10 protein-coding genes and 1 tRNA gene are annotated in these 16253 nt (G+C 35.3%); 4 read left to right on the top strand and 7 right to left on the bottom strand.

The genetic code is table 11. The annotated features are described in order from the left end of the window. Positions 1-132: 132 nt before the first annotated feature. Both V4P55_RS06870 and V4P55_RS06865 read right to left on the bottom strand, forming a co-directional pair. Positions 133-209, bottom strand: a tRNA-His gene (locus V4P55_RS06870). Between the two features lie 132 nt (positions 210-341). Then, positions 342-1433 (bottom strand): quinone-dependent dihydroorotate dehydrogenase, encoded by a 1092-nt coding sequence (locus tag V4P55_RS06865; protein WP_455474343.1) that lies wholly within the window; start codon positions 1431-1433, stop codon positions 342-344. Positions 1434-1966: 533 nt separating this feature from the next. Between V4P55_RS06865 and mscL the strand changes: the two genes are divergently transcribed. Beyond that, positions 1967-2383 carry a large conductance mechanosensitive channel protein MscL gene (gene mscL, locus V4P55_RS06860; protein ID WP_455474342.1) on the top strand — a complete coding sequence of 139 codons (417 nt, stop codon included), beginning with the start codon at positions 1967-1969 and terminating at the stop codon, positions 2381-2383. Positions 2384-2397: 14 nt separating this feature from the next. On the opposite strand, the gene V4P55_RS06855 is transcribed toward mscL, so the two are convergent. Both V4P55_RS06855 and V4P55_RS06850 read right to left on the bottom strand, forming a co-directional pair. Continuing rightward, positions 2398-3711, bottom strand: a complete 1314-nt coding sequence (locus tag V4P55_RS06855; protein ID WP_455474341.1) for an ATP-binding protein — start codon at positions 3709-3711, stop codon at positions 2398-2400. A gap of 1123 nt (positions 3712-4834) precedes the next feature. After that, positions 4835-7393, bottom strand: coding sequence for a DNA translocase FtsK (locus V4P55_RS06850; RefSeq protein WP_455474340.1), 2559 nt, complete (start codon positions 7391-7393; stop codon positions 4835-4837). 386 nt (positions 7394-7779) lie between these two features. Between V4P55_RS06850 and V4P55_RS06845 the strand changes: the two genes are divergently transcribed. The 3 genes from V4P55_RS06845 to rpoH all read left to right on the top strand — a co-directional run bounded on the left by V4P55_RS06845 (position 7780) and on the right by rpoH (position 11277). Beyond that, complete coding sequence (locus V4P55_RS06845) at positions 7780-9210, top strand: aldehyde dehydrogenase family protein (protein WP_455474339.1); 1431 nt, start codon at positions 7780-7782, stop codon at positions 9208-9210. Positions 9211-9231: 21 nt separating this feature from the next. Further along, positions 9232-10239 (top strand): RluA family pseudouridine synthase, encoded by a 1008-nt coding sequence (locus tag V4P55_RS06840; protein WP_455475076.1) that lies wholly within the window; start codon positions 9232-9234, stop codon positions 10237-10239. Between the two features lie 141 nt (positions 10240-10380). Then, positions 10381-11277: an RNA polymerase sigma factor RpoH gene (gene rpoH, locus V4P55_RS06835; protein WP_455474338.1), complete on the top strand. Its 897-nt coding sequence runs from the start codon at positions 10381-10383 to the stop codon at positions 11275-11277. A gap of 112 nt (positions 11278-11389) precedes the next feature. On the opposite strand, the gene V4P55_RS06830 is transcribed toward rpoH, so the two are convergent. From V4P55_RS06830 to V4P55_RS06820, 3 genes are all read right to left on the bottom strand, one after another. After that, positions 11390-12838: a hypothetical protein gene (locus V4P55_RS06830; protein WP_455474337.1), complete on the bottom strand. Its 1449-nt coding sequence runs from the start codon at positions 12836-12838 to the stop codon at positions 11390-11392. Positions 12839-13061: 223 nt separating this feature from the next. Beyond that, the gene (locus tag V4P55_RS06825) at positions 13062-14363 is read right to left on the bottom strand and encodes an adenylosuccinate synthase (protein ID WP_455474336.1); all 1302 of its coding nucleotides are present in this window, start codon (positions 14361-14363) and stop codon (positions 13062-13064) included. 385 nt (positions 14364-14748) lie between these two features. Further along, positions 14749-15906, bottom strand: coding sequence for a phosphoserine transaminase (locus V4P55_RS06820; RefSeq protein ID WP_455475075.1), 1158 nt, complete (start codon positions 15904-15906; stop codon positions 14749-14751). Positions 15907-16253 lie beyond the last annotated feature (347 nt).

Below are 16253 nucleotides of genomic sequence, written 5' to 3'. Positions count from 1 at the left end.
TAATACAATCTTACGTATAAACACCATACAAGACTTTATGAAATCAATTTTTTAAAGAATGCTACAATACTTAAAGCAAAACGTAAATCACAACGCTTATAAATCGCTTGCCATCAAACATAGTGAGAAAATTGGTACGGTTGGTGGGATTTGAACCTACGACCTCTGGTGCCACAAACCAGCGCTCTAACCAGCTGAGCTACAACCGCATAAAATAAAACCTCAATAATCACTCACCATTCAATAAACATTGAATCTTTATCCTGTGTGACATAAGGAAGATCTGAAAAGTTTGCAACCCCCTTTAAAGAAATCTCTTATTTTTTAATAAAAAAATAATTTCATGACGAAGAAAGTTCCCGTTTTGCCCAATACTCAACATGGTTGTCGCGGTAACTTTCTATGGTATTCATATTATCTTGTTGCATAAACTGTAAAATCTCTTTTAGAATATTTATAATAAGGTCTGGTCCCTCATAAACCATACCGCTATAAAGCTGAACTAAATCAGCTCCAGCTTTAATTTTTTCCAAAGCTGTTTGCGCACTATTTACTCCACCAACACCAATAATTGCAATCTCCTTACCTAATTTTTGGCGCATTTTTGCAAGCACAATAGTGGAACGTTTAAACAGTGGGCACCCAGAAAGCCCTCCTTCTTCTCCACTCAATGTATTATCCGTCAGCCCTTGACGGGAAAGAGTGGTATTAGAAACAATTAAACCATCAAAATCAGAAAGTTTTATCTCTTCAGCTACATCATCCAATTCTTTTTCTGATAAATCAGGTGCAATTTTTAAAAAAATAGGAATGGAGAACCCATGCTTTTTCTTTTGCTCACTACGCGCTTGAGAAATTGTATTCATCAAAAGGCGCAAACTATCACGCGCTTGTAAAGCTCGTAAACCTGGCGTATTAGGAGAGGAAATATTAACTGTAAAATAATCAGCAACATCGTAAAAACAGGCAATACCCGTAGCATAGTCAGCAATCCTATTGATTGCATCCTTGTTAGCACCAATATTAACGCCTATAATGCCATGCCTTTTACAAGTTCTAAGCCTGTTATAAACAATCTGATGCCCATCATTATTAAAACCCATTCTATTAATAATCGCTTGATCTTCTTTTAGACGAAAAAGCCGTGGCTTCGGATTTCCAGCCTGCGGTTTCGGCGTAACTGTGCCAATTTCAGTAAAACCAAATCCTAAATGAAAAATGGAATCCACAACTTCTGCATTTTTATCAAATCCCGCAGCAAGACCAACAAAATTTTCAAACTTGAGTCCTGCAACAGTTACGCATAAGCGCTCATCAACGATCCTCTGATAATTGCTTAATCCATTTTTAAGCCCGACAATTGCTAAACGGTGAGCATGCTCTGGATCCAACATAAATAAAGCTGAACGACCAATACAACGGAAGAAACTCATCAATCTTTCTCCATAACACAAAAATGATCACTCCATCTCACGCAAGCTATTTTACATACAAGATTACAAAAAGGAAAAATTGTCTAAATTAAAATGCAACTATTGTACGAAAGCTTATAATATAACCATCTATATATTTACGTTTATGAACACTAAAAAAATTTACCTCTGTAAAAATATTTTTGTGCCATTTCAATAAAGCAACAAAAAAGCCATAAAATATCCTCCCATTTTTCAATATGTTATCATAAGAACCTTGCAATGATTCTATAAATTCAGTGTCATTTCTCATTTTTAATTGAACAAAAGAGTATCTGCAATTTTTTATAAAAAAGCGTCAATTGCGCTCTATATAAAATGTTCCTTTATAAATCTCAGCAAATCTTATAACGAATTTAATAGACAAAGCAGTTTTATAGAATAACTTTGAGATTTATAATATAATCCTGAAAGGAAATAAAAAGAACCCTTTCCTTTTGTCTAAAAAGTAATAATTAAAATTATCATATATTACATAATTACAAGGGGAAAAGATGCTAAAAGAATTCAAAGAGTTTGCCATAAAAGGGAATATGATAGATCTTGCCGTTGGTGTGATTATAGGAAATGCTTTTGGTAATTTAGTTAATTCAATTGTCAATGATATTTTTATGCCAATTATTGGTTTTATCACAGGTGGAATTGACTTTTCCAATATGTTTATCCAACTTGCAGGTGAAAAACAATCTACATTAAATGCCGCGAAAGAAGTGGGAGCAACCATTAGTTACGGCAATTTTATAACTCTTCTTATAAATTTTCTCATCATTGCTTGGATTCTTTTCCTATTTGTTAAAGGCATGAATAAAATACGCAGACAAAAAGAAAAAGAAGAAAGTCCTAAAAAAATGTCTCTGGAAGAACAACTTTTGTCAGAAATCAGAGATCTCTTAATATCTCAAAAACAATAAATTGGTATGCAAACCTACTCATGGAGTATAGGGAAATGCATTTCTACAATTGTTCCATGATTAGGTCTTGAAAATAGTAAAAATTGGCCGCCACTTTCTTCTACCATAGTTTTACACATCGGTAATCCTAAACCCGTTCCTACAAAAGCACCGTCACCCGATCTACCATCTTTGCGCTTTATCTGACCATAAGGTTGCATAGCTTGCACGATCTCTTCATCGCTCATCCCTATACCATTATCACTCACAGAAACCTTTAAACTTTCTTTTTTTGTATAAGAAACATGAATGATAATCTGTCCACCTGATGGTGTAAAACGAATGGCATTGGAAAGAAGATTCCATATAATCTGCCGAAATATCTGCTGCGAAACACAAATAAATGGTACGTATTCTGGCGCGAAAATACGCATGATAATGCCATTATTATTAGCCTGTGGTCCAAGAAAAGACATACTAGAACGCAAACAAGATATCACATCAAATTTTTCAGTTATAAGGGATACATTGATTTGCTTACCTGAACGAGAATGATTTGCTTTTGAAGATTCTAGATATTGATTAACCAGTGATAATATATGTTTTCCAGATAAAATAATATCACGTAAATACCCACGATAACGTTCATTATCTATTGGACCAAAACAGCCATCATTCATAATTTCTGCAAAGCCGATGAGAGCATTCAAAGGTGTCCGCATTTCATGAACAATGCCCACCATTTTATTTTCTTCTGTTTTTTTACCTAAGGGTAAAGCTACTCCTGTCATATCACGCAGCATAACAGCATAATTATATTGTTGTGCTAAAGGCACAATCATTATAGAAACCCTTATATTTTTATGACTTTTTGTTACTAAATCAGCTGTCTCACTGTAATTAAAAATTTGATTTTTTTCTTTCGCACGAATCAACTGAAAATATTTTTCAATCAAAGATCGGCTTTGCACAGTAAATAATGATGATAATGGCTGTTTTAGTAATTCACTTATTTCATAACCAACGAATGTCACAGCAGCACTACTGACTGATTGAATAAAACCCTGCTCATCTAACCACAAAACACCATCAGTGGCTGTATCTAACAATGATAAAATTGCTGCTGGTTCTTTTACGAGAGTCTGATCTACGACATTTGAAGGCAAAACCCGAGAAGATGATAATTGACATTCCGTTTTTTCAACAAAATACTCAGACGTTACAGATTGATGTAATTCACCACGCAACCGCTCTGCAATCTCAAGAAAAGCTGAACGCTCCTCATCTGAGAGGCTTGATATACTCATATCTGACTGTTCATCTCTTTGTTTTTGTACTTTTTCTCGCATCTTCAAAATATCAAAGCCACAAACTCTTTACTTCAGTACTTAGCATCAAAAAAATCGTACAGCAGATAATTCAACATCAAGCGATTCTAAACAATTATTAATAAATTATCGAACACTTCGCTTACTTCAAAACATTGCTACTTCAATAAAATTACTAAACACTCAATACTCTTAATCATTAAATCTATTGATAAATTCATAAAAATTGGATCCTAAAATATAGAAAGGCACCGAACCCAAAATCTTAGTTAGTTCCTTTAAAGTGTTATAAAATTTACTGTTCCTCTTTTTCTATTTTTCAAGTAAAATGTCATCGTATATCGTCTCTTATTTAAATTTTAATGGCACACATGCCCCCCCCCAAACGCCAATTTTATCTTTAAGCGAATAATGTTAACTTGTATACATCAGCATTTTCTCTGATCAAAATAACTTTAACCAGCGCTTTTACTATCAATCGTCTGCAGCAAAATTTTGACGATTCCATCAACAACATAAAAATAAAAATTATCTCCCCCAACACAGCAGCATGTTCACAAACTATTGTAACGGACATTATTATACTATCCAAGAAGCAATAAAAGAAATATCTTCCTCCAGTGATATTTTATAAAAAAATACCTAACCTATACCAACAATATCAATAAAAATTACGAAAAGCTCAACCTGATACTTTAAATCGCTCAAAAAAATTGAACGTAATGTATTATAAAATTTGCACACTGAAATCCCTTCAGGATCCTATAGTATACTATACCTTTTAACTTTAAAAGAGCTGCTTTCCAGCACATCTAATATAAAAAAACAAACAATATGCTCCCTATTTAACCCAGAATCATTTTGACAATGGAAAGACAAAACAAAATCGCTTATATTTATATGGCTATTTACATAACAACTTCTTTACTTTTTAGATAATGCCAGAGTTACTTTTAATGACCTTTGTATTAATGCATAATGCAGTATTATCTGCATAATGTATTAATAAGTTTAATCCACAATATCACTACTATTTTACTGCCTTTGTTCAAAATTTAATATTTGATATGAAATAAAGATAAACACAAAATAGTATTCACAAACATTAACAAAATTTATGCATTAATCTTAGAAATAATTGTCATTAAATATCTTTAAAATCATCTTGATTGTTGTTGTATTCATTAAGCAAAATTTCACGTTTACCAACATGGTTAGCAGCTCCAACGATGCCTTTTTCTTCCATTTTTTCAACAATGGAAGCGGCTTTATTATAACCGATTGAAAGCCGACGCTGAATATAAGATGTAGAACACTTTTTATCACGCATAACAATCTTAACAGCCCGCAAATAAAGCTCATCACCATCCTCGTTAGAACCTTCTGTTGCAGAAGCTTTAGCATCTGAATCAGAAACTTCTACATCTTTGTTATCTTCTTCACTATCCGTTACCGTTGCTAAATAATCAGGTTTTCCTTGTATTTTAAGATGTGCAACGATAGATTCGACTTCTTCGTCAGAAACAAAAGGTCCATGAACACGTACAATACGCCCACCTCCTGCCATGTGTAGCATATCTCCTTGCCCCAAAAGTGTTTCAGCACCTTGTTCCCCTAAGATTGTACGACTATCAATTTTAGATGTTACCTGAAAAGAAATTCGTGTAGGAAAATTCGCTTTAATTGTACCCGTAATGACATCAACAGAAGGACGTTGTGTTGCCATAATAAGATGAATACCTGCCGCACGCGCCATTTGTGCTAAACGTTGGATGGCATTTTCAATTTCCTTACCAGCGACCATCATAAGATCAGCCATTTCATCAACAATAATAACAATATAAGGAAGTTGTGTCAGATCCATAGCTTCTTCATGATAAAGCATTTCTCCACTTTCCTTATCAAAACCAGACTGTACGGTGCACATGATTGTTTCACCTTTTTGTGCAGCAAGGACGACTCTGGCGTTAAAACCATCAATATTACGCACACCTAACTTAGCCATTTTGCGGTAACGTTCTTCCATTTCACGAACCGCCCATTTTAGAGCGGTTACAGCTTTTTTAGGATCAGTTACAACAGGCGTTAAGAGATGTGGGATGCCATCATAGACTGAGAGTTCTAGCATTTTAGGATCAACCATAATCAAACGACATTGCTGTGGTGTCATTCGATAAAGAATCGACAAAATCATTGTATTAATCGCAACAGATTTTCCTGATCCTGTTGTCCCTGCAACTAATAAATGAGGCATTTTCGCCAATTCTGCAATTACAGGCTTACCATTAATGCCCTTTCCTAAAGCTAAAGCTAATTTAAATTGGCTTTCACGAAAAGATTTTGATTGAATTAATTCACGCAAATAAACTGTTTCGCGAACCGCATTCGGCAGCTCAATCCCAATAACATTGCGTCCAGGAATCACAGCAACACGTGTAGAAATAGCAGACATAGAACGCGCAATATCATCCGCAAGACCAATGACACGTGATGATTTTACCCCAGCTGCAGGTTCAAATTCGTACATTGTCACCACTGGTCCTGGATGAACATGAATAATTTCTCCCTTAATCCCAAAATCTTCCAAAACGCTTTCCAAAAGCCCCGCACTGCGCTCTAATGTTTCTTGTGTAATAATCGTACCTTCGTGAAACACAGGTTCTTGCAATAAATTAATAGAAGGGAATTCATAATTATTATAATTTAAAGATTGATAATTTGATTTCAAAGCAGAATCATAATTATTTGGCAATGCACTAAAATTTCGCAACGCTTTATCTTTTTCTTTTAGGACAGAAAAATTTTTAAAACTTTTTTCTTCATTTTTCGCTGTGCTATCAACAGTATAGCTAGCAGTATTCATTATAGTAGTGTTATCGACTAAATCGTTCAATTTATGAGCAGAGTTTCCGAGAACAAGCCCAGAATCATACTTTTGCGTCTTTTTAGGAAGATCACTTTTTGCATATGTTAGACTAGCAGTTTGTTCAATAGACGGATCCTCCTCTGTTAAGGTCTCTGACATAATTGAATCGTAAAATTTTGGAAAACGGTATTCAAGAACGCGGTAAAGCGCAGTAATTGACTCATCAAAAACAGACCCAGTCTCTAACTTAATCTTACTGCTTACCAAATCAACAGACGCTGCGTCTTTTCCTAATTTTTTTATGTCCACCTGTTCTAACATAAAAGGAGCACACTCAAAAAATGCATCATCCGAAAGATGAAAAACAGGTTTTATTTTTTGCTCTATATTTTTTACTTGTAATTCACACTTCTCAGAATCATCCTGTGTTGGATGATTAACAGTCTGTTGTGATAACTGTCCAAAAAAATTTGAAGTACCAAGCGATGTTTTATTCTTAACTGATCGAGAATTAAACTCTTTTTTTGCCAATTTGGCATTCATTGCTTTCTCATTACAATATGTAACATTGTTAAGCTTTTTTTTCTCTTTTTCTTGCTCTGTAAAAATTTTAAATTGTTTTGCAAAAATTGGATCCGCCTCTATGCGACGGCGTAAAATCTCAACTTCTGGCGTTCGTGTAAAACGTACATTTTGTCTAAGGGTAAAAGCTTTTTTCCATACTTCTGGGTAAGGAAATATTTCAGTAACCTTGGGAGACGAACTTTCTCTTGATGCATCTTCTGCACTTTCATCAGAAAAAGACGTAAAAACGGACTCTATTTTCGAACTATACATGACACCCAACAAAATTAAAGCAATGAGAACAATTGCCTCTTTAAAAAGAATGAGCAGAAATTATAATATGAAGGTTAACAACTTTTTTCTTACATTCATTTTTTTGCAAAAAAGTTATTATTTCGATAATATTTTTTTCATTCTTATTACATAAATTGCAAAATTCATGGTGTCATCTCACTATTATACCTTATCAAACGCAGAAAAATTCTCTTTATCTTGTTTTCCCTTTATCAAAACCGTATAAATAATATGACAAGTTTAACGCTCTAGGTTATTATAAAATCATGCTATTTCTTTTGCTGTTTTAATAAGGTTATCCTTATTATTTTTATTGAAAACAGTTAAAACAATATCAAATATAACAATCAGGATAGGAAGAGAACATGCTTGATAAGCGAAAATTTTATATAAATGGTTTATGGGATAATCCAACCACCCCTAATGATCTTCATGTTATTAATCCATCAACAGAAAAAGCTTGTGCTGTTATCAGTGGTGGCAGCGTAAAAGACATAGATAAAGCAATCAACGCTGCTAAAAAAGCTTTTGAAAATTGGAAAACAACTTCACCAAATGAGCGTCTTGGCTTTGTTGAAAAAATTTTTAAAATTTATGAAAAACGCTCAGAAGAGATGGCAAAAACCATTTCAATGGAAATGGGCGCACCTATTGATATGGCGCGCAGTGCACAAACAGCTTATGGCAGTTTTCATATTCAAAATTTTATTAAAGCATTTAAAGAGTTTTCGTTTCAAGAATCTTTAATAAAAGGAAATGACCAAGCGATTCTTCACTATGAACCTATAGGTATTGTAGGACTCATTACTCCGTGGAATTGGCCTATGAATCAAGTAACGCTTAAAGTTATTCCTGCTTTATTAGCTGGTTGCACGATGATTCTAAAACCTTCTGAAATTGCTCCTCTTTCTTCTATGCTGTTTGCTGAAATTTTAGATGAAGCCGCTCTCCCTGCTGGTGTTTTTAATTTGATCAATGGAAAAGGCATTGAGGTAGGCTCTTATTTATCAGCTCATCCTGACGTAGAGATGATAAGTTTTACTGGATCAACAAGAGCAGGAAAAGATATCTCTAAAAATGCTAGCAGCACTTTAAAACGAGTTTCTCTGGAGCTTGGAGGCAAAGGCGCCAATATCATCTTTGCTGATGCCGACGCAGATGCAATTTCACGTAGTGTACACCAGTGCTTTTTCAATAGTGGACAAACTTGTAATGCACCAACGCGTATGCTTGTAGAACGTTCAATTTATGACAAAGCCATAAAAATAGCTAAAGATGTTGCTGAAAAAACAAAAGTAGGACCAAACGATCAAGCAGGAAATCATATTGGTCCTGTCGTTTCAAAACAACAATATGATCAAATTCAAGCTCTTATCCAATCTGGCATTGATGAAGGTGCAACTCTTGTCGCAGGAGGCACTGGTCTACCAGAAAAAATGGAACACGGCTATTACGTACGTCCAACAATTTTTGCTGATGTAAAACCTAATATGCGAATTTTTCGAGAAGAAATATTTGGCCCAGTCCTCTCAATCCTCCCCTTTAACACGGAAGATGAAGCCGTAGCTTTAGCCAATGACACCCAATATGGTCTTTCAAATTATATACAATCGCAAGATAAAGAAAAGTGCCGTCGTATCGCTGTGCAAGTGCGGTCTGGAATGGTAGAAGTTAATGGACATAGCTTACCTGATGGCAGTTACTTTGGAGGTGTGAAATTTTCTGGGCGTGCTCGTGAAGGTGGAAAATGGGGAATTGAGGAATTTTTAGATACAAAAGCTATTTCCTACTGGTAAAATACTGCATTATAGGAGCATATATTATTGATACAACGAATAACAGATGAGGATGCTCTTGGAAAGCGACTTGATCAATGGCTTGTCAAGCAATGCTGCGATAAGCTGTCGCGTTCACGTTTACAAATCCTTATCCGTGAAGGTTGTCTTAAAATTGACGGTCATTTAATAAAAGAACCGAAAACAAAACTAAAACCAAATCAAATCATTGAACTAATAATACCAGCCCCTCAAGATGCAAAACCTCATGGTGAAAACATTGCATTGGACATTTTATTTGAAGACCATCATGTCATTGTCATAAATAAACCTGCAGGTTTGGTTGTCCATCCTGGTAACGGTAATTGGACTGGCACATTAGTGAATGCTTTGATATACCACTGTAGCGATAGTTTATCAGGTATTGGTGGTATTAAACGTCCAGGCATTGTTCATCGTCTTGATAAAGATACAAGTGGAGTCATCGTTGTTGCTAAAAATGACCTCGCTCATAAAAATCTTAGTGCTCAATTTTTTGATCATGGACGTACCAGCGCATTAGATCGACGCTATCATGCCATAATTTGGGGATCTCCTAGTCGTAATGTTTTAACAATTAATGCTCCCCTTGGCCGTTCTCCTCATAACCGAACAAAACAAGCTGTTGTTCATAATAAGACCCCTCATGCTCGCCACGCGATTACACATTTTTCTTTACTTGAAAAATATGGGACCTGCTCAAATGCAACATCTTTTGCTAGCCTTTTGGAATGTCGTTTAGAAACAGGACGCACGCATCAAATTCGTGCTCATATGGCTCATATAGGACATCCGCTCATAGGGGATAGCGTTTATGGAAACGCTTTTAAAACAAAATCAAATGCACTTAATCCCATAATTAAAAATGCAATTAGCCAATTCCGCCGACAAGCTCTCCATGCGATTAGTCTAACCTTTGAGCACCCCGTTACAGGCAAAATTATGTCTTTTTCTTCACCACTTCCTCAAGACATGGCTACACTTATCAATTATTTTAGAACAATTAATTGAAACTTTTGTCCCTTTCATGATTTCCCAATAAAATATCTCTTTTTCAACAAAATTTTATTATAGAAATACAAAAGAGAGTTATGTAATATCTAGAAACAGAGTTTGCCTTGTCAGGGAATTCGTGAAAAAGGAGGGTGCTATATGGCCCACATGAATTTGATATCAATAGCTACAGGTGACGGAAGGCTGAATCATTATTTGGAGGAAATACACCGCTTCCCAATGCTTAAGCCAAAAGAGGAATATATGTTAGCTCAGCGCTATCGTGAACATAACGACCTGAAAGCTGCACATAAGTTAGTCACTAGTCATTTACGTCTCGTGGCGAAAATTGCAATGGGGTACCGAGGTTATGGTTTACCTATTGGAGAAGTTATTTCAGAAGGTAATATTGGACTTATGCAAGCTGTTAAGCGTTTTGAACCAGAACGCGGATTTCGTCTTGCAACCTATGCAATGTGGTGGATTAAAGCCTCAATCCAGGAATACGTATTGCGATCTTGGAGTTTGGTCAAAATTGGGACAACTGCTAATCAAAAGCGTTTGTTTTTTAATCTTCGTAAATTAAAAAGCAAACTTCAAGCGCTTGATAGCGGAGACCTTAATGCAGAACAAGTAAAAGAAATTGCAACACAGTTGAATGTGACAGAAGATGAAGTCGTATCAATGAATCGTCGACTCAGCGGTGACACTTCTCTTAACACACCTCTTCGCACAAAAGAAGGCGAAAACAGTGAATTGCAAGATTGGTTGGTTGATAATTCTGAAAACCAAGAGCAGATTTTGATTAAACAAGATGAATTAAAAAATCGTCGTTCTATGTTAACAAATGCCATGGATAATTTGAATGAGCGTGAAAAACGTATATTCCAAGCGCGTCGTTTAAGCGATGAACCGTTGACATTAGAAGAACTTTCAAGTGAATTCAACATAAGTCGTGAACGTGTAAGACAAATTGAAATGCGTGCATTTGAAAAAGTACAACATTCTGTCAAAACTTCTGCTTTATCTCAAAGACAATTGCTACAAAGCCAATAATGTTTGCATATCTCGCGATATTGAATCACTATGTAATTTAATCGCTTATTTTTGAGCTGAACTATTAGATTTTTTATTGTAGTGGTGGATATATTCTACCCGCCACTTTTTTTCATCCATCGTTAAGACCTTTTTTCTGATCAAGAACTGTTAATCTATTCGGGGTTGTGAGCCATCTTCCTATGACTTCATCAAAAATAGCCTCACCTATTGGTCCTTTTGCAAAAGTTAACTCATTTATACGTCCGTTTTTATCAGTCAATACTAAACGTATCCAATCCAATTCTCGCATTAATTGTAAATTTTGGTTCAGAAATGGATGATTACCACTTAGTGCAACAAGAAAAAAATCGTCATCAATCTTTGCAGAAACCGTTCTTTTTAAAGGCTGCCCAATCGATTGTTCACTTGCCTTAAAAGTTACTGCTTGCACATTGCTTATAGCCTGTCCTGAGAATTTATCAGAAAGAATAAAAATAAGATCCATAATATACGCAGCAGGAAAAGATAAGTCAGTATTACGACGTAAGATTAACCGTAATGATAATCCTTCATCTGGGATTGTTATATCACCTTGTATAGCCGATTCTTCTGCCTCTCCTTTACCGCGGACTTCTTTTATAAGTGACCATCGTGCACTACCAGTTGCAACTTTTTCTGCATCATAATCTGTACGTGTCTGATAAAAAATAGCTTCACCTAGCTGTTCTTCTATTGACTGCGAATCAGCAGAAACAACTGTGGAGATTTTCCTATTATTTAAAGAATCTGCCATTTGCTTTGAACCAACATCAATTTCACTTCCATCCTCTAATAAACGTTGCGTCAATTTTCTGTTAATCAAAAATTCCTCTTGTAACATATTGGAATCTTGAATATTTTTTCCCGAAAGCTGATGATGATTTAATACAAACAAACGTTCACAAACAAAACAAATGCCAACAATTAAAATGATAAAACTGGCCAAAGCAATGGTACCTATTATAACACGCTTCTTCATCGATGAACGATTAGCACGCCGCAAAGCCTGAGTAAAAATATGCGAAACAACATGTGAATTATCTGCTTGTGATGCAGAAATGGAATTGGAATTCTTGAATGCATGTTCTTTAATATATGGAGAATCTCCATGAGTATCTATATTGACAGGTTCTGCATTTGGCAGAGTTAGTGTAGAAGATTTGCGAGACTTCTGATTGTCTTTCAAATTTATAAGAGAGAGCTCCTGTCTTTTTTCTATCGCCACACTTGAAAGATTATCTTTTGGTTGCAAAGCAGAGTTTTGTGAATTTTTACCGCCTTCAGCTTCACTGTTAGATTTCCATCCAATCTTTGAAAAAAACAACTCCTTTTCGGCAGCTGAATATTCCTCTTCAATAATTTTTATGGCACTTTGCAAATTCTGTTTTTGCTCATCTGCTATCGATTGCGGTATTGTGGCTGTTAAAAATTTATGTTCTAGTGTTTCAAGAGCTCGTTGATAAATTTGCTCGCGCACTCGCGGAGTAGCATAACTTTGTGCATTAATTGTCTTTTTTAAGATCCTAACGAAGTCTATCATATCCCATATAATCTTTCTCAAACTGGATCAAAAACTCCAGTTATCAAGCAAAATACCCTTATTTTAGCTTTCTAAATTAATTTTACCATTATATTGATGTGATGATTGTAACACTCTAAAATGAATATATAAAATAGACAATGTTATTTTGCACTCTGAGCCTTTTATTCGTTCTCAAGTCTCTATCCGTAAAAAGTACAAAACAATAATCAATATCAAAATCTTAACATGATAGCTCATCTGCAAAAGGATCAGTGACAAGAATAGTATCCTTACGCTCAGGACTGGTGGATATTAAAGCCACTCGCGCACCAATCAATTTTTCAATATAGTGTATATACTGAACAGCTTGTCTTGGTAAATCCTTCCAATTTAAAGCATGTGCTGTTGTTTCTTTCCAACCTTCCAGTGTTTCATAAATTGGCTTTACACGTGCTTGAGCTCTCATAGAAGAAGGTAAATAATCTATTCTTTTGCCATCAAGTTCATAGCCAACACAAATTTTAATTTCATCTAAGCCATCCAAAACATCGAGCTTTGTCAATGCTATCCCATGAACCCCGCAAATCATCACCATTTGACGCACTAAAACAGCATCAAACCAACCACATCGACGCTTTCGACCAGTCACAACACCAAATTCATTTCCGCGCATTCCAAGGAATTCACCAATATCATTCATCTGTTCAGTCGGAAATGGCCCCTCTCCAACACGTGTTGTATAAGCTTTTGCAATGCCTAAAACAAAATGAATTGCGCTAGGACCTATACCTGAACCAGTAGATGCTTGTCCAGAAATTGTGTTTGATGATGTCACATATGGATAAGTCCCAAAATCATTATCTAACAAAGCACCTTGTGCCCCTTCAAAAAGAATGCGTTTCCCCATCCGATAATTTTCATCTAAAAGACGCCATGTACAATCCATAAAGGGTAAAATCTTATCTGCTACTTGCATTAATTCATCGTGAAGTGCTTGAGCATCAACTTCTGCAACACCCATCCCACGACGTAGAGCATTATGATGTCGCAAAAGCCGTTCAATCTTAACCATAAGCGTATCAGATTCTGCCAAATCCATCACTCGGATAGAGCGACGTCCAACCTTATCTTCGTAAGCTGGACCAATACCTCGCTTTGTTGTACCAATTTTCAAATCTGAAAGACCACTTTCTCTAATTGCATCAAGATCGCGGTGCAGAGAAAGAATCAAAGGAGCATTTTCAGCAATACGCAAAATCTCTGGAGTAATCTTTATTCCTTGATCACATAATTTTTTTAATTCCGCAACAAAATGATGAGGATCAATTACAACTCCGTTACCGATAATTGATAATTTTCCACGAACTAAACCAGAAGGTAACAGCGACAATTTATAGCTAATTCCATCAATAACCAATGTATGCCCTGCATTATGCCCTCCCTGATATCTCACCACAATATCTGCACGCTCAGAGAGCCAATCTACAATCTTACCTTTACCCTCATCACCCCATTGTGTTCCGACAACAACTACATTGGCCATAATTTTCTCCGTTGTGTTTGGTAAAATAAACCAGCATATAAAAACAAACGTTTCCTTATAACTAAACCTTATAGCAAGTGCGACTCTTCATTTTATTTTTTACCAATCCGCGTGCTATAAAATTCTCAATCATAAAATATTACAAGCAAACAAAATTATGTATCTTCATTTCAAATCAATCAGTTATTTTATAAAAAGCAAAAAATTGAAAAACTTTTGATTCTTATTTTTTCCAACATCTCTTATACAATGAACCGCCACCTCATAATCTTTTACGATCTGTACGGTATCTACAAAATCACTTATTTGATAAAAAATATGAGTTGTCATCGTGACACCTCATATTTTCTTTTTTTATGAAGATTGTTCTATAATAGAATATTATTTAAAGCCGAGCTTTTTCAGCCTGAAATGCCCATTCTAGCCACTCTGTTAAGCACTCAAGATCAGAAGCCTCAACTGTTATACCTGTCCAAATTCTAAGACCTGGAGGTGCATCTCGATACGAACCAATATCATAAGCAGCACCAGCCTCATCAAGACGATTTACTATCGCTTTTATAAAATATTTCTGCTTTTCAGTATCCAAGGCAGTAATCATGGGATCTACAATTGATAAACAAACAGATGTATGAGAACGTATTTGAGGCACTCTTGCCAAATATTCTAACCAAGGTGTTTTGCTAACAAAAGCATCGAGTACAGAAAAATTTTTCTCAACTCGTGCCATTAATCCTGGCAAACCTCCTTGTGCTTTTGCCCACTTTAACGCATCAAGAAAGTCTTCAACACACAGCATAGAAGGCGTATTAATAGTTTCTCCTTTAAAAATACTTTCGTTCAATTTACCATTTTTAGTCAGAGAGAAAATTTGAGGCATAGGCCAAGTTGGAGTATAACTTTCAAGTCGTTCAACAGCACGAGGACTTAAAATCAATATACCATGAGCAGCTTCTCCTCCTAAAACTTTCTGCCATGAAAAAGTAACAACATCTAACTTTGAAAAATCAAGATTTTGAGCAAAAGCTGCTGATGTTGCATCACAAATTGTTAAACCTGCTCTTTTAGTTGGAATAAAATCTGCATTAGGAACACGCACCCCAGAAGTTGTACCATTCCACGTAAAAACAACATCACGGTCAAAGTTAATCTGTGCTAAATCTGGTAATTCACCATAAGAAGCCTGAAAACGACGCACATCAGGCAATTTTAATTGCTCAATAACATCATCAGCCCAACCTGAACCGAAGCTTTCCCATGCAACCATATCAACGCCACGTTCACCTAATAAAGACCACAAAGACATCTCCACGGCACCAGTATCTGAAGCAGGAACAATGCCAATACGGTGATCAGAAGGGACCTCAAGAACCTCACGAATTAAATCAATAACTTCAGCAAGTCTCAACTTTGCTTCTTTAGACCGATGCGAACGTCCAAATAATGCTTTTTTTAAGACCTCTACGGTCCATCCAGGTCTCTTGCTACAAGGACCTGAAGAAAAATTAGGATTATTTGGAATATGATCTGGTTTTTTTAACATCATTATTATTCTCCCCTTTAAAATAGTGATCTCACTTAAAGGAAAGATAAATTATAATGAAGCAATAACCTCTTTATTCAAAAATATTTTCCTTTATTTTAGTAAGATTAAAATAGACAAAGCTTTTGTAAAGATATCTCAAAAAGTCATATTTCTCTTTTGATTCTAAAAAAAGCATTACCACCATCATTCTTGTAATAAAAACAAGCATTTTGATAACGATAGACTAACGGATCACAATATAGCTATCAAGTTGATTTTATAAAAAGAATGATTATAATGCTGGAAATACAAAGGTAATTCATAAAAATTGATATAAAAATTGATTATTTTGCTTTTAGTGGCTG

The organism is Bartonella sp. B30(2025) (assembly GCF_053793825.1).
This window is presented reverse-complemented; position numbering and strand designations above follow the sequence as displayed.

Excerpts from the sequence above, each read along its gene's own strand:
- V4P55_RS06865 (WP_455474343.1), bottom strand. The coding sequence starts at position 1,433 with ATGAGTTTCTTCCGTTGTATTGGTCGTTCAGCTTTATTTATGTTGGAT.
- mscL (WP_455474342.1), top strand. The coding sequence starts at position 1,967 with ATGCTAAAAGAATTCAAAGAGTTTGCCATAAAAGGGAATATGATAGAT.
- V4P55_RS06855 (WP_455474341.1), bottom strand. The coding sequence starts at position 3,711 with ATGCGAGAAAAAGTACAAAAACAAAGAGATGAACAGTCAGATATGAGT.
- V4P55_RS06850 (WP_455474340.1), bottom strand. The coding sequence starts at position 7,393 with ATGTATAGTTCGAAAATAGAGTCCGTTTTTACGTCTTTTTCTGATGAA.
- V4P55_RS06845 (WP_455474339.1), top strand. The coding sequence starts at position 7,780 with ATGCTTGATAAGCGAAAATTTTATATAAATGGTTTATGGGATAATCCA.
- rpoH (WP_455474338.1), top strand. The coding sequence starts at position 10,381 with ATGGCCCACATGAATTTGATATCAATAGCTACAGGTGACGGAAGGCTG.
- V4P55_RS06830 (WP_455474337.1), bottom strand. The coding sequence starts at position 12,838 with ATGATAGACTTCGTTAGGATCTTAAAAAAGACAATTAATGCACAAAGT.
- V4P55_RS06825 (WP_455474336.1), bottom strand. The coding sequence starts at position 14,363 with ATGGCCAATGTAGTTGTTGTCGGAACACAATGGGGTGATGAGGGTAAA.
- V4P55_RS06820 (WP_455475075.1), bottom strand. The coding sequence starts at position 15,906 with ATGTTAAAAAAACCAGATCATATTCCAAATAATCCTAATTTTTCTTCA.